Source organism: Pseudomonas vlassakiae (assembly GCF_014269035.2).
In the GTDB taxonomy this organism is placed as follows: domain Bacteria; phylum Pseudomonadota; class Gammaproteobacteria; order Pseudomonadales; family Pseudomonadaceae; genus Aquipseudomonas; species Aquipseudomonas vlassakiae.
Window position 1 is genome coordinate 43,659 of record NZ_JABWRP020000002.1, and the last position, 13,975, is coordinate 57,633.

Consider the following 13,975-nt stretch of genomic DNA (forward strand, 5'->3'; position numbering starts at 1 on the left):
TCGAGCCCCGCGGTTAACCGTAACCCCGGGCCAGTTCTGAAGGAGTACGCATGGCTGTCTACAACTACGACGTAGTGGTGCTGGGTTCCGGCCCGGCCGGTGAAGGCGCGGCAATGAACGCCGCCAAAGCGGGGCGCAAGGTGGCAATGGTCGACAGCCGCCGTCAGGTCGGCGGCAACTGCACCCACCTGGGCACCATCCCGTCCAAGGCGCTGCGTCACTCGGTGCGGCAGATCATGCAGTTCAACACCAACCCGATGTTCCGTGCCATCGGTGAACCGCGCTGGTTCTCGTTCCCGGACGTACTCAAGAGCGCCGAGAAGGTCATTGCCAAGCAGGTTGCGTCGCGTACCGGCTACTATGCCCGTAACCGCGTCGACCTGTTCTTCGGTACTGGCAGCTTCGCCGACGAGCAGACCGTCGAAGTTGTGTGCCCGAATGGCGTGGTCGAGAAGCTCAACGCCAAGCACATCATCATTGCCACCGGCTCGCGCCCGTACCGCCCGGCCGACATCGACTTCCACCACCCGCGCGTCTATGACAGCGACACCATCCTCAGCCTGAGCCACACCCCGCGCAAGCTGATCGTCTACGGCGCCGGCGTGATCGGTTGCGAGTACGCCTCTATCTTCAGTGGCCTGGGCGTGCTGGTCGAGCTGGTCGACAACCGCGGCCAGCTGCTGAGCTTCCTCGATTCGGAAATTTCCCAGGCGCTGAGCTACCACTTCAGCAACAACAACATCACCGTGCGCCACAACGAGGAATACGAGCGGGTCGAGGGCCTGGACAACGGTGTGATCCTGCACCTGAAGTCGGGCAAGAAGATCAAGGCCGACGCCTTGCTGTGGTGCAACGGCCGTACCGGCAATACCGACAAGCTGGGCCTGGAAAACATCGGCATCAAGGTCAACAGCCGTGGCCAGATCGAGGTCGACGAGGCCTACCGCACCAGCGTGCCGAATGTCTACGGTGCCGGTGACGTGATCGGCTGGCCAAGCCTGGCCAGTGCTGCCCACGACCAGGGCCGTTCGGCTTCTGGCAGCATCGTCGACAACGGCAGCTGGCGCTTCGTCAACGACGTGCCGACCGGCATCTACACCATCCCGGAGATCAGCTCGATCGGCAAGAACGAGCAGGAGCTGACCCAGGCCAAGGTGCCGTACGAAGTGGGCAAGGCGTTCTTCAAGAGCATGGCGCGCGCGCAGATCGCCGGCGAGCCGCAAGGCATGCTGAAGATCCTGTTCCACCGCGAAACCCTGGAAATCCTCGGCGTGCACTGCTTCGGCTACCAGGCTTCGGAAATCGTTCACATCGGCCAGGCGATCATGAACCAGCCAGGCGAGCAGAACAATCTGAAGTACTTCGTCAACACCACGTTCAACTACCCGACCATGGCCGAAGCCTATCGGGTAGCTGCCTATGACGGCTTGAACCGGCTTTTTTAAGCGGCTCCGGCCGGTGGCCTGAGCCGGTCGGGGAGACCGATTTCAGCCCTACCCGAGGGTGGTCTTGGCCAAACCGGGAAAGTCTGTAATCAGGCTGTCCACGCCAAAATCAGCGAGCCGGCGCATCAGTGCCGGTTCGTTGACCGTCCACACCGACACGTGCAAGCCCTGGCCCTGGGCTTTGAGCAGGCGCTCGGGCGTGCACAGTGTCCAGTTCAATGCCAGCAGCTCGCATTGGTAGTTGTGCGCGACCTTCAACGGGTCGAGCCAGGCGTATTCGGCTACCAGCCCGCGCTTCACATCCGGCACCAGCTCCTGGGCCGCGCCCAGCACTTCGCGTGAACTGGAGGTGATGGTCACCTTGTCCAGCAAGCCGTACTGCTGCGCCAGTTCACGAATTGCCAGCACGGTGGTGGCGGCACGGGTGCGCGAGGCGCTCTTGACCTCCAGCTGCCAGTGCTCGAACGGGCATTTCTCGAACAGTTCTTCGAGCCTCGGGATCGGGCAGGGCTGCACATGGCCCGGGCCGCCTTTGCGTGCATCGATCCGGACCAGTTCGGCAGCCGGGTGCTCGACCACCTTGCCACGCCGGCCGGTGGTGCGTTTGAGCGTAGGGTCATGAATGACCATCAGCTCGTTGTCGGCCGACAGGTGCAGGTCCAGTTCGCAGCGGGTCACGCCGTGGGACAGGCACTGCTGAAAACTCTTCAGGGTATTTTCGGGGGCTTCGCCCTTGGCGCCGCGGTGGCCATAGATCAGGGTCACGTTCGTTCCTTCAAATCAGGGGGATAGGGCTCAGGAGGCGGGGCCGTCTTGTTCCAGTTGCTGGCGCCGTTGCTGCTGTTGGCGTTGCAGGATGTAGCGGGCCAGCAGTTGCCGTTGGGCATCGGTCATGTCGGTGAATTCCGTGCCAACCTCGAAATCGCCGTCCGGGCGCCGGTCGCAGTGGGTGACCTTGCCGCGCAGCAGCAGGCCGTGGGCGCGTGGCATCAGCACCATCTTCACTTTCACCCGGGTGCCGGGGGCGATCTGCTGCGGTTGCGCGAATTCGATGCCCCCTTCGGAGATGATCACCCGTTGTGGTTGGCCGATTTCGCCGAGCAGGGTTTGCGCGACCACGGCGCTGAGCAGGTCGAGGCGCTTGTTCTGCGCCCGCAGGAAAGCTGCCAGGGTGCGGTCCTTCTCGCTCAGCTGGCGCAGCAGGTGCTGCGACTCGAAGTCTGACAGGTGTAATTCGCTGAGCAGGTTGAACAGCGGCGAATCATCCTGCAACAGTTCTGCTTCAAGGGCTTCGGCCGCGCTGAGGGGGCTGATTTCCAGTGCGATCCGATCTTCGATGCGGTAGTATTCGCGGCGATCTTCTTCGTCTAATGTCGTCATGGCGAACCCATGGTTGCGGCGGTGGTCCGAGTGTAAAGCCGCCGTAGGCGCCTCGCCACAAGGACGTTCCCTTTCATCCGAACAAGCCCCGACATGTTCAGACCTCTTTTCGCATTCATCGGTACGCGTTACACCCGTGCCAAGCGCCGTAATCACTTCGTCTCGTTCATTTCCCTGACCTCGATGATCGGCCTCGCCCTGGGCGTGGTGGTGATGATCGTGGTGCTCTCGGTCATGAACGGTTTCGACCACGAGATGCGTACCCGCGTGCTGGGGATGATCCCCCACGCCACGCTGGAGAGTGGCCAGCCGATCAACGACTGGTCTGCCCTTGCCCAACAAGTAAAGCAGAATCCGCACGTGCTGGCGGTTGCTCCGTACACGCAGATGCAGGGCTTGCTGACCCATGATGGCAAGGTGCAGAAGGTGTTGCTCAATGGCATCGACCCGGCGCGCGAGCGCGAGGTGTCGATCATCGACAACTTCATCCAGCAAGGCAGCCTCGACAAGCTGGCGGCGGGGGAGTGGGGCATCATGATCGGCGACAAGGCCGCAGCCAAGCTGGGCGTCGCCATCGGCGACAAGCTGACCTTCGTCGCCCCCGAGGTCAGCGTGACCCCGGCCGGGATGTTCCCGCGCATGAAGCGCTTCACCGTGGTCGGCACCTTCCACGTCGGCGCTGGCGAGATCGACGGCTACCTGGGCCTGACCCACATCACCGACCTGTCTCGCCTGCACCGCTGGAAGCCGGACCAGGTGCAGGGCCTGCGCCTGAAGTTCGACGACCTGTTCCAGGCGCCGCGAGAAGCCTGGAGCATCGCCCAGCAGCTGGGCGACCAGGAATACTACAGCCGCGACTGGACCCGCACCCACGGCAACCTGTACCAGGCGATCCGCATGGAAAAGGCCATGATCGGCCTGCTGTTGCTGCTGATTGTCGCGGTGGCGGCGTTCAACATCATTTCCACCCTGGTGATGGTGGTCAACGACAAGCGCGGCGATATCGCCATCTTGCGTACCCTGGGTGCCACGCCCGGGCAAATCATGCTGATCTTCATGGTCCAGGGCACGGTGATCGGGGTGATCGGCACCCTGATCGGCGCCGTGGTCGGGATCGTCGCTGCGCTGAATGTCAGCGCAGTGATCGCCGGCATCGAGAAACTGATCGGGCACAAGTTCCTCAACGCCGACGTCTACTTCATCGATTACCTGCCGTCGCAGATCCAGGCCCAGGACGTTTACATGGTCTGTGGTGCGGCGCTGGTCCTGAGTTTCTTCGCCACCCTGTACCCGGCCTGGCGTGCGGCCCGCACCCAGCCTGCAGAGGCGCTACGTTATGAGTGAGTCGCGCATGAGTGATAAAGCCGTTCTGAGTTGCCGCAACCTGGGCAAGTCCTACGACGAGGGCCCGGAGTCGGTGCAGGTGCTGTCCGGGCTCAATCTGGAACTGCACGCTGGTGAGCGCGTGGCCATCGTCGGCAGCTCGGGCTCGGGCAAGAGCACCTTGCTCAACCTGCTAGGTGGCCTCGACCGGCCGACCCAGGGCAGCGTATGGCTGGCTGGCGAAGAGTTGTCGGCCCTTGGCGAGCGCGCCCGCGGCCTGCTGCGCAACCGCGAGCTGGGTTTCGTCTACCAGTTCCACCACCTGTTGCCAGAGTTCACCGCCATGGAGAACGTGTGCATGCCGCTGCTGATCGGCCGCACCGCCATCCCGGAAGCCCGTGAGCGTGCCGAGGCGCTGCTCAAGCGGGTTGGCCTGGGCCATCGCCTGCACCACAAGCCGGCCGAGCTGTCCGGTGGCGAGCGCCAGCGCGTGGCGATCGCCCGCGCCCTGGTCAACCGCCCGGGCCTGGTGATGCTCGACGAGCCGACCGGCAACCTCGACCATCACACCGCCCAGGGCATCCAGGAACTGATGCAGGAGCTGTCCAGTGCGTCGCGTACCGCCTTCCTGGTGGTGACTCACGACCTCAACCTGGCGCGCCAGATGGACCGCGTGCTGAAGCTCGACGACGGCCACCTGGTGGCGATCTGACCGAGCGCACGGGGTGGCAGCGCTGCCCCGTTTTCCCGTTTTAATTGGGTGTTTCCTACATGTTCAGACCCTTGCCCATCTTCATCGGCGCGCGCTACACCCGGGCCAAGCGCCGCAACCACTTCATCTCGTTCATCTCGATGACCTCGATGATCGGCCTGTCGCTGGGCGTGCTGGCGATGATCGTGGTGCTGTCGGTGATGAACGGCTTCCAGCGTGAAATGAGCTCGCGCATTCTCGGCCTGGTGCCGCATGCCTCGATCCTTGGCGTGCAACCGTTGGACGACTGGCACCAGGCGGCCGACGCTGCGCTGCAGAACCCGGCAGTGATGGCCGCAGCGCCGATCACCGAGATGGAAGGCATGCTCTCCTACAAGGGCGCGATGCAGCCGATCCAGGTCAGCGGCATCGATCCGGCCGAGGAAGGCAAGGTTTCGATCGTCGGCCAGCACATCGTCCAGGGTCGCCTGCAGGACCTGCAGCCGGGTGAATACGGTGTGGTCATCGGTGAACTGACCGCACGGCGCTTCCGCCTCAACACGGGCGACAAGCTGACCCTGATCGTGCCGGAAATCAGCAAGGAGCCAGGTGGGATCACCCCGCGCATGCAGCGCCTGACCGTGGTCGGCATCTTCAAGGTCGGTGCCGAACTGGACGGCTCGCAGGCTTACATTCACGTGGCCGATGCCGGTGAAATGCAGCGCTGGGCGCCGGGCCAGGTCCAGGGTGTGCGCCTGAAGCTGCATGACCTGTATGCCGCGCCACAGGTGTCCAGGGCGATCGCTGCCAGCTTGGGCGATCGCTACCGTGCCGACGACTGGTCGCACACCCAAGGCAGCCTGTTCAGCGCGATGAAGATGGAAAAGACCATGATCGGCCTGTTGCTGCTGATGATCATTGCGGTGGCGGCATTCAACATCATCGCCACCTTGGTGATGGTGGTGAACGACAAGGGCCCGGACATCGCCATTCTGCGCACCCTGGGTGCCACGCCGGCACAGATCATGGGCACGTTCATGGTCCAGGGCAGCTTGATCGGCATTGTCGGCACCCTGATCGGCGGTGTGCTCGGGGTGCTTGCAGCGCTCAATGTCAGCCAGATCGTTGGCTGGCTGGAGCGGGTTAGCGGGCAGCACATCTTCACTTCCGACGTTTATTTCGTCAGCAGCCTGCCGTCCGAGCTGCAGGGTGGGGATGTGCTGATGATCTGCACGGCGGGGCTGGTGATGAGCTTCCTGGCAACGATCTACCCGGCTTACCGGGCGTCGCAGGTGCAGCCGGCCATCGGCCTGGCAGTTTGATGTTTGCCTGAGGCGCGGGGGCTGCAAAGCAGCCCCGCTTTCAACGGGTTTCAGGTAATTCGATCACAAAGCGTGTCCAGCCCCCCTGGCTGTGCACCGCAATGCTGCCGCCATGGGCCTGCACGATCGAACGGGTAATCGCCAACCCTAACCCCGCATGTTCGCTGCTGCCTTCCCGCCGCGCCGGGTCCACCCGGTAAAAACGATCAAACAGGCGCGGTAACGCTGACGGTTCAATTGCTGCCCCGGTATTGGCCACGCAAATCCGCAACCCCGGCTCCAGCGTCACCCGTATCTGCCCGCCTGGCGGGGTGAAGCGCAGGGCATTGTCGAGCAGGTTGGATAGCGCCCGTCGCAGCATAGGCCGGTCGCCCTGCACGATCGCCTCGCCCTCGCGCAGCAATTGCACGTCAGTGTCCTCGGCCAGCGGTGCGTAGTACTCCAGCAGTGCGTCCACGTCATCGTGCAGGGCCAGGGCTGTTTGCCCTGGCACCAACAGGCCGTGGTCGGCCTTGGCGAGGAACAGCATGTCGTTGATCATCTGCGCCATCCACTGCAGTTCCTCGAGGTTGCCATGCAGTGCCTCGCGGTACTCCTCCAGGCTGCGCGGGCGGGTGAGGGTGACTTGGGTGTGGGTCAGCAGGTTCGACAGCGGCGTGCGCAACTCGTGGGCGATGTCGGCGGAGAACGCCGACAGGCGCTGGAAGGCGTCGTCCAGGCGCTGCAGCATGGCGTTGACGGTCGTGGCCAGCTCTGCCAGCTCCTCGGGCATCTGCGCCACCGGCAGGCGCGTGGTCAATGAGCGCGCCGACACGCTGGCAGCCACCCGGCCCATCTGGCGCAAGGGGCGCAGGCCACTGCGTGCGGCCCAGGCACCGAGCAGGGCGGTGGCCAGCGCTGACAGCCCGACGGTGAGCCAGATCAGGCGCTGCATGCCTTGCAAGAAGTGCTGGTGATGGGTGATGTCGAGAAACAGCGTCAGTTGCGCAGGCGTCTGAGCGTCCGGCGGCGCAGACAGGCTTCGATAATCGATGCCGTCGGCGTGAAGGGTCGAAAGCCCCGGCGTTGACGGCGTGCCAGGCAGGCCGTCACGGCTGGCGAACCAGGTCGCACCGTCGCGGCCAGCGATGCGCAGCGCCAGGTCTGCCTGATGGCTCAGCTCGTTGCGCAGGGCAGGCAGGCGGCCTTGCAGTTCGCCCGGCCCCTGCAGGCCAGCGAGCTGGCTGCGAAACAGAGAAAGGCGCGACTCCAGCAGTTGCTGGTCCAGTTCGACGAAATGCTGCTCGCTGGCGCGGTTGAACAGCAGCCCCGCGCCCAGCGACACGGCGGCGGTACAGGCGGCAAACAGCAGCGCCAGGCGCGTGCCGAGGGAAAGCCTGCGCATCAGTCGTGACGCTCTTCGAGCACGTAGCCCATGCCGCGCACGGTATGGATCAGCTTGTTCGGGTGCGGGTCGTCGATCTTCAGGCGCAGGCGGCGGACCGCCACTTCGATCACGTTGGTGTCGCTGTCGAAATTCATGTCCCACACTTGCGAGGCAATCAGCGATTTGGGCAGCACCTCACCCTGGCGGCGCAGCAGCAGTTCGAGCAAGGCGAACTCCTTGGCGGTCAGGTCGATGCGTGTGCCCGCCCGTTCGGCACGGCGGCGGATCAGGTCCAGGCGCAGGTCGGCCAGGCTCAGGGTGGTGTCCTGGCTGGGGATGGCGCCGCGGCGCAGCAGGCTGCGGACCCGGGCCAGCAGCTCGGAGAAGGCGAAGGGCTTGATCAGATAGTCATCGGCGCCCAATTCAAGGCCGTGCACGCGGTCTTCGACGGCGTCGCGGGCGGTAAGGAACAGCACCGGGGTATCCAGCCCGGCAGAGCGCACCGCGTGCAGAATCTGCCAGCCGTCACGCCCGGGCAGCATCACGTCGAGGATCAGCAGGTCGTGGTCGCCGGTCAGGGCCAGGTGCTGGCCGGTTTCGCCGTCGGTGGCCAGTTCGGTGGCAAACCCGGCTTCGCTCAAGCCCTGGCTCAGGTACTGGCCGGTGCGGGACTGGTCTTCGACGATCAGCAGTTTCATGGTGCTCCCAAAAGGTCGGGTGTTGGCTGAAATGATACGTGACGATGCGCCTGCTCGGCCAAGCTGACAAAGTTGTAATCTCCCTGTCAGCCAAGCGCCAGCCGTGCCTTTCTAGAGTGGTTTCATCCCGCCGTGATCTTTTGGAGTCACCATGAAACACCTGTTCGTCGCCGCCGCGTTGACCCTGGTCAGCCTGCCCACCCTGGCCGGCGAGGCGCAAACCTTCGCGTTCGGCGAGCCGGCCCCGGCAGCCAAGGCCACCCGCACTGTCGAAGTGGTGCTCAAGGACATCGCCTTCGAGCCCAGGAACCTGCACGTCAAAGCCGGTGAGACCGTGCGCTTCGTGCTGATCAACGAAGGCAAGCTGCCCCATGAGTTCAACCTCGGTGACAAGGCCATGCATGCCGAACACCAGAAGGAAATGATCGCCATGCAGGGCAAGATGTACAACGCTGCCATGCAGCATGAGGGCATGGACCATTCGCAGATGGGCCATGCACCCGCCAAGCCGATGGACCACGGTGCCCATGGCCACGACGGCGGCAATACCGTGCTGTTACAGCCTGGCCAGCGCGCCGAGCTGACCTGGACGTTCCGCAAGTCGGCGCCGATCGAATTCGCCTGCAACGTGCCGGGGCATTACCAGGCCGGTATGGTCGGTGAGCTGACCATCGAGTGACTGGCACTCCAAGGCGGGGTGCAAAACCGGTAGACTAGGGGCAATTTCGAACCTCCAGGTCAGTTTCCATGCATCCCGCCGCCGAACACTCTCCGCTGGGCAAGTCCAGCGAATACATCGCCACCTACACGCCCTCGCTGCTGTTCCCGATCCCGCGCACGGCCAAGTGGGCTGAGCTGGGTGTGACTGCCCAGACTTTGCCGTGGCAGGGCGTGGACTACTGGAACTGCTTCGAGCTGTCGTGGCTGCTGCCCTCGGGCAAACCGGTGGTGGCCATCGGCGAGTTCGCCATTCCGGCCGATTCGCCGAACATCATCGAGTCGAAGTCGTTCAAGCTCTACCTCAACTCGTTGAATCAGACCGTGTTTGCCTCGGTCGGCGAGCTCCAGGCGTGCCTGGTCAAAGACCTGTCGGCGGCCGCTGGCAAACCCGTCGCTGTGCAGGTGCGGACCTTGGCAGAAGTGGAGGCCCAAGGCGTGGTCGCGTTGCCTGGGCAGTGCATCGATGCGCTGGATGTGGCGATCGACAACTACGAGCAGCCGCAACCGGAGCTGCTGAGCTGCCACCCGGAGCGCATCGTCGAAGAGACCGTGCACAGCCACCTGCTCAAATCCAATTGCCCGGTGACCGGCCAGCCGGACTGGGGTAGCGTGGTGGTCGAGTACAAGGGCAGGGCGCTGGACCATGCCAGCCTGCTGACCTACCTGATCAGCTTTCGCCAGCATGCCGACTTCCATGAGCAGTGCGTGGAGCGGATTTACCTGGACTTGAAGAACCTGCTGCAGCCTGAGCACCTGACCGTGTATGCGCGGTATGTGCGCCGCGGTGGGCTGGATATCAACCCGTACCGCAGCACCGGAGCGATCAGCCCGGTGAACCGGCGACTGGTTCGGCAGTAATTTCCAGGTAGTCGGGGCCGCAAAGCGGCCCCTGATGTTTCAGATCCCCATGCTGTGCAGCGAGTTGGCGATGCTGCGCAGCGTGGCAGTCAAGTCCGGGTGATCGGCCTCGAAACGTTCGATCGCCAGGTTCACCCCGTCAACCACGTTGTTGTCCGGCGTGGCTTCCTCGAGCTTCAACTGCGCTTCGATCTGCCTGGCCTCTTCGTGCAAGGCGGCCAGTTCTTCATCCGTAAGCGGTATGTTGCGGTCCAGTTGCTCGCGCAGGCTGTTCAAGCGCTCTTGCAATTCGCGGGCAGGCATTGGCTGTTCTCCATCAATGGCTTGGCAAGGCATGGACCTCAGCGAAGCGGCAAAGGTTCTCGCCTGTCTCCTAGCGTAATCCACTCGCTGGCGCTTTGCATGATCGGCATCAATGGCGCTGTGTCAGGGTTTTTCGCCCTTGCTGCAACGCAGGGCGATGTCGGCAAGGCAGGCGTCCAGCTCATCGAGGTGGTCGATCACCGAATGTACCCCCAGGCTGAACAACGCCAGGGTGGCCTTGCCACGCGCCAGGTCCTGCTCTTGCTGGGTCATGGCCTGCCATTGCCGGGAGGAGGCGTCGCACGAGGGGCTGCAGGCCGCCAGGCCCACCGTCCACAAGCCGGCGTTGAGGCCAGATTGCAGCAGCTTTGGCTCACTGCTGACCAGCACGCAACCTTCCAGGCGTTCGCTGGCCAGGCTCATCAAGGCCTGCCAGCAGGCGTTTGGCGCCGGCCAGTGCACACCATTGACCGAGTGGCCCGGCAGCCAGGCGGGGAGAACGCTGGCAAGGCGCCTGCTTTGCAGGCTGCCGAGATCATCCAGCCAGATGCACGGCACCTGGGCGTGGCGCAGGCCGGCCAGGGTTTCGAGAGCGCCGGGGGCGGGCAGGGGGTTGCCGTCGGTAGCCTGGACCAGGCAACCGCGCAGGCCGAACAGCACAGCGGTAATGGCGGGTGCAGCGAGCATGGTAACGTCCCTGAAATAATCCGCAGCCTATTGGACGATTGTTACCGTGCCGTGACGGGCAACAGTTGTTCACAAATTATTGAGCAAAAATGTGTAAAGCTGTTTATCAGCGTACAAGGCTCTATACTGCCGCCGTACAGCAGCGCTCACGTGGCGTTTGCGGCCGAGAATTTCGATGGAGAAACATCTATGCGTAGGATCGGTGCCGGTGTGATCGAACGAGTCACCCAGGCCTGTGTCTGCGCCAGCTTGTTGCTGGCGCCCGTGGCAGCCACCCATGCCGCCACCGAGGAAGATCCCTGGGAAGCGGTGAACCGCCCGATCTTCCGTTTCAACGATGCGATCGATACCTATGGCCTCAAGCCGTTGGCCAAGGGCTACCAGTGGGTCACCCCGCAGTTCTTGCAGGATGGCATCCACAACATGTTCAACAACGTTGGTGATGTCACCAACCTGGCCAACGACGTGCTGCAATTCAAGCCCCATGCAGCAGGCGTCGACACGGCGCGGCTGATCGTCAATACCGTGTTCGGCATCGGTGGCTTCTTCGATGTCGGCAGCAAGATGGGCTTGCAGCGCAACGACGAAGACTTCGGCCAGACCCTCGGTCACTGGGGCGTGCCCAGCGGTCCATACGTCGTGATCCCGCTACTCGGCCCGAGCACCGTGCGTGACGGCCTGGCCAAGTACCCGGACTCCTATACCGAACCCTACCGCTACATCAACGATGTGCCGGTGCGCAATTCGATCTTCGCCCTCAACGTGGTCGACACGCGCGCCAGCCTGCTGTCGGCCGAGAAGCTGATCCAGGGAGACAAGTACATCTTCATCCGCAATGCCTACCTGCAGAACCGCGAGTTCAAGGTCAAGGATGGCGAAGTCGAAGACGACTTCTGATCCTGGCAGGCATGAAAACGGCGACTTTCGGGTCGCCGTTTTCATTTCAGCTCAATGCATGGCCAGGATGCGCAGGCCAAATTTCTGCTGCCCGCCGGGTTGATTGGCGATCCACACCACTTCGGTGCTGGCATGCAAGCCCTTGAGTGCGGGGTGATCGGATTCGATGCGCACTTCCAAGGGGTCACCCACCTTGAATTGCTGCGGCGCCTGCACCTGCATGCCGCCGCTGGAAAGGTCCAGGCAGACCGCCGCGATGACCTGCCCCTCATGCAGCAGGCTGATCTCGGTGTCGATGCGCATGCGGATGAAATCGCGTTTTTCGCTGTGGCTGGAGGGCGTATGAGGCATGCTGCATCCTTCCCAATAGGTAGTACTGGTTGGCGTTTTTATAACTCTCGGTGATTTACCCTGTAAAGAGCAGCGAACTCGACCGACGTATGCTTGAAACGCCTGGCGGATGGGAGTACCGTCTGCGCCTTACGAGGTAGCTCGACTGGTTGCCTGGGCCGCGTTCTTGGCCTACAACTCAAGAGAGCGTTACCACAGAGTATTCCAGCAGTTGGATGTCAGCCTTGCAGACGCCCCTGCACCACCCCAAATCGGCGCCGTTCGCCCACATGCAGAAAATCAGTGCAACGCTGCTGATCATCGATGATGACGACGTGGTCCGTGCGAGCCTCGCCGCCTATCTGGAAGACAGTGGCTTCAGCGTCCTCCAGGCCGGTAATGGCCAGCAGGGGCTCCAGGTCTTTGAAGAACACCAGCCCGACCTCGTGATCTGCGATCTGCGCATGCCGCAGATGGGCGGCCTCGAACTGATCCGCCAGATCAGCGAGCGTGCGCCGCAGTTGCCGGTGATCGTGGTCTCGGGTGCCGGCGTGATGAGCGACGCGGTCGAGGCCTTGCGCCTGGGGGCCGCCGACTACCTGATCAAGCCGCTGGAAGACTTGGCCGTGCTCGAGCACTCGGTACGCCGGGCGCTTGACCGTTCGCGCCTGGTGCTGGAAAACCAGCGCTACCGCGACAAGCTGGAAGCGGCCAACCGCGAGCTGGAGGCCAGCCTGCACCTGTTGCAGGAGGACCAGACCGCTGGTCGCCAAGTGCAGATGAACATGCTGCCGGAGAGCCCCTGGAAGCTCGGCGAATTCACTTTCGAACACCAGATCATTCCATCGCTGTACCTGTCAGGCGACTTTGCCGACTACTTCCGCGTGGATGAGCGGCGCATTGCCTTCTACCTGGCCGATGTCTCCGGGCACGGCGCGTCGTCGGCGTTCGTCACGGTGTTGCTGAAGTTCATGACCACACGGCTGTTGTTCGAATTCAAGCGCAACAGCAAGCTGCGCGAGTTCAAGCCCTCGGAAGTGCTCAGCCACATCAACCGTGGTTTGATCAACTGCAAGCTGGGCAAGCACGTGACCATGGTCGGTGGCGTGATCGACGAAGAAACCGGCCTGCTGACCTATGCCGTGGGCGGCCACCTGCCGCTGCCGGTGCTGTTTACCCCCGGCCAAGCCCGCTATCTGGAAGGCCGAGGCCTGCCGGTAGGGTTGTTCGACGAAGCGAGCTACCAGGACCTGGTGATCGAGCTGCCACCGCAGTTCAGCCTGAGCCTGATGTCCGACGGCATTCTGGACCTTTTGCCGGGGCATACGCTCAAAGATAAAGAAGCTGCCTTGCCGGATATCGTCAGGGCGGCGGGGGGTAGCCTGGATGGGCTGCGCCAACGATTCGGATTGGCTACGCTTGGGGAGATGCCGGATGATATCGCCCTATTGGTGTTGAGCAGGAACCTTCAATGAGTACCGGTAGAATCCAGTTCGCCGAGCAGAGCGGTACCTTTGTGCTGAAATTCGTCGGTGAAGTGCGCCTGACCCTGTGTTCGGCGCTGGATGCGACGATCGAGAAGATTTTCACCGCGCTGAACTTCTCGACCATCGTCATCGACCTGACCGAAACCGAAAGCATCGACAGCACCACCCTGGGCCTGCTGGCCAAGCTGTCGATCCTGTCGCGGCAGAAGGTGGGCCTGTTGCCGACCGTGGTTACCACCAACCCGGATATTTCGCGGCTGCTGCAATCGATGGGCTTCGACCAGGTGTTCAACATCGTCGATCGCCCGGTGCCACGCCCCGAGTGCCTGACCGACCTGCCGTCGCAGGATCAGAACGAGGACGTGGTGCGCTCCAAGGTGCTGGAGGCGCACAAGATCCTCATGGGGCTCAATGACTCCAACCGCGAAGCCTTCCATGACCTGGTGAATGCACTGGAGCGGACCTGAC

At 63.1% G+C, this 13,975-nt stretch carries 16 protein-coding genes; 9 read left to right on the top strand and 7 right to left on the bottom strand.

All coding sequences use genetic code 11. The annotated features are described in order from the left end of the window. The first annotated feature begins 50 nt into the window (after positions 1-50). Positions 51-1,445: a Si-specific NAD(P)(+) transhydrogenase gene (gene sthA / locus HU738_RS02355; RefSeq protein WP_054883499.1), complete on the top strand. Its 1,395-nt coding sequence runs from the start codon at positions 51-53 to the stop codon at positions 1,443-1,445. Positions 1,446-1,493: 48 nt separating this feature from the next. On the opposite strand, the gene HU738_RS02360 is transcribed toward sthA, so the two are convergent. Continuing rightward, entirely contained in the window at positions 1,494-2,210 is a 717-nt protein-coding gene (locus tag HU738_RS02360; RefSeq protein WP_176506133.1) for a glycerophosphodiester phosphodiesterase, read from the bottom strand. Between the two features lie 30 nt (positions 2,211-2,240). Continuing rightward, complete coding sequence (locus HU738_RS02365; protein WP_176506134.1) at positions 2,241-2,825, bottom strand: PilZ domain-containing protein; 585 nt, start codon at positions 2,823-2,825, stop codon at positions 2,241-2,243. Positions 2,826-2,918: 93 nt separating this feature from the next. Here HU738_RS02365 and HU738_RS02370 point away from each other — a divergent pair, with 93 nt between their 5' ends. From HU738_RS02370 to HU738_RS02380, 3 genes are read left to right on the top strand one after another with little or no spacing between them, the layout of a single operon-like run. Next, on the top strand, positions 2,919-4,169 hold the full coding sequence (locus tag HU738_RS02370; RefSeq protein ID WP_054883502.1) for a lipoprotein-releasing ABC transporter permease subunit: 1,251 nt from the start codon (positions 2,919-2,921) through the stop codon (positions 4,167-4,169). Between the two features lie 7 nt (positions 4,170-4,176). Beyond that, positions 4,177-4,860, top strand: coding sequence for a lipoprotein-releasing ABC transporter ATP-binding protein LolD (gene lolD / locus HU738_RS02375; RefSeq protein WP_176506135.1), 684 nt, complete (start codon positions 4,177-4,179; stop codon positions 4,858-4,860). Between the two features lie 59 nt (positions 4,861-4,919). Beyond that, positions 4,920-6,161 (top strand): lipoprotein-releasing ABC transporter permease subunit, encoded by a 1,242-nt coding sequence (locus tag HU738_RS02380; RefSeq protein ID WP_186600867.1) that lies wholly within the window; start codon positions 4,920-4,922, stop codon positions 6,159-6,161. A 40-nt stretch (positions 6,162-6,201) separates the two neighbouring features. On the opposite strand, the gene HU738_RS02385 is transcribed toward HU738_RS02380, so the two are convergent. Further along, positions 6,202-7,545, bottom strand: a complete 1,344-nt coding sequence (locus tag HU738_RS02385; RefSeq protein ID WP_186600868.1) for a heavy metal sensor histidine kinase — start codon at positions 7,543-7,545, stop codon at positions 6,202-6,204. Beyond that, positions 7,545-8,225 (bottom strand): two-component system response regulator CinR, encoded by a 681-nt coding sequence (cinR, locus tag HU738_RS02390; protein ID WP_186600869.1) that lies wholly within the window; start codon positions 8,223-8,225, stop codon positions 7,545-7,547. Before cinR ends, HU738_RS02385 begins: the two co-directional genes overlap by 1 nt. 151 nt (positions 8,226-8,376) lie before the next feature. Between cinR and HU738_RS02395 the strand changes: the two genes are divergently transcribed. Together HU738_RS02395 and queF are read left to right on the top strand one after the other, a co-directional pair. Then, on the top strand, positions 8,377-8,904 hold the full coding sequence (locus HU738_RS02395) for a cupredoxin domain-containing protein (RefSeq protein ID WP_186600870.1): 528 nt from the start codon (positions 8,377-8,379) through the stop codon (positions 8,902-8,904). Positions 8,905-8,972: 68 nt separating this feature from the next. After that, positions 8,973-9,803, top strand: a complete 831-nt coding sequence (gene queF, locus HU738_RS02400) for an NADPH-dependent 7-cyano-7-deazaguanine reductase QueF (RefSeq protein WP_186600871.1) — start codon at positions 8,973-8,975, stop codon at positions 9,801-9,803. A gap of 39 nt (positions 9,804-9,842) precedes the next feature. Here the strand turns inward: queF and HU738_RS02405 are convergent, their stop codons facing one another. Both HU738_RS02405 and pcrP read right to left on the bottom strand, forming a co-directional pair. Next, positions 9,843-10,106, bottom strand: a complete 264-nt coding sequence (locus tag HU738_RS02405) for a DUF4404 family protein (protein WP_054883508.1) — start codon at positions 10,104-10,106, stop codon at positions 9,843-9,845. Positions 10,107-10,229: 123 nt separating this feature from the next. Continuing rightward, entirely contained in the window at positions 10,230-10,793 is a 564-nt protein-coding gene (pcrP, locus tag HU738_RS02410) for an HAD superfamily inactivated hydrolase PcrP (RefSeq protein ID WP_176506141.1), read from the bottom strand. Between the two features lie 189 nt (positions 10,794-10,982). Between pcrP and HU738_RS02415 the strand changes: the two genes are divergently transcribed. Beyond that, positions 10,983-11,690, top strand: a complete 708-nt coding sequence (locus HU738_RS02415; RefSeq protein ID WP_054883510.1) for an MlaA family lipoprotein — start codon at positions 10,983-10,985, stop codon at positions 11,688-11,690. Between the two features lie 51 nt (positions 11,691-11,741). Here the strand turns inward: HU738_RS02415 and HU738_RS02420 are convergent, their stop codons facing one another. Further along, on the bottom strand, positions 11,742-12,041 hold the full coding sequence (locus HU738_RS02420; protein ID WP_186600872.1) for a PilZ domain-containing protein: 300 nt from the start codon (positions 12,039-12,041) through the stop codon (positions 11,742-11,744). Positions 12,042-12,310: 269 nt separating this feature from the next. Here HU738_RS02420 and rssB point away from each other — a divergent pair, with 269 nt between their 5' ends. Together rssB and rssC are read left to right on the top strand one after the other, a co-directional pair. Then, positions 12,311-13,495, top strand: coding sequence for a two-component system response regulator RssB (gene rssB, locus HU738_RS02425; RefSeq protein ID WP_176506193.1), 1,185 nt, complete (start codon positions 12,311-12,313; stop codon positions 13,493-13,495). After that, positions 13,492-13,974, top strand: a complete 483-nt coding sequence (gene rssC, locus HU738_RS02430) for an anti-sigma factor antagonist RssC (protein ID WP_027919583.1) — start codon at positions 13,492-13,494, stop codon at positions 13,972-13,974. The genes rssB and rssC overlap by 4 nt, the downstream gene beginning before the upstream one ends. The last annotated feature ends 1 nt before the right edge of the window (position 13,975 follow it).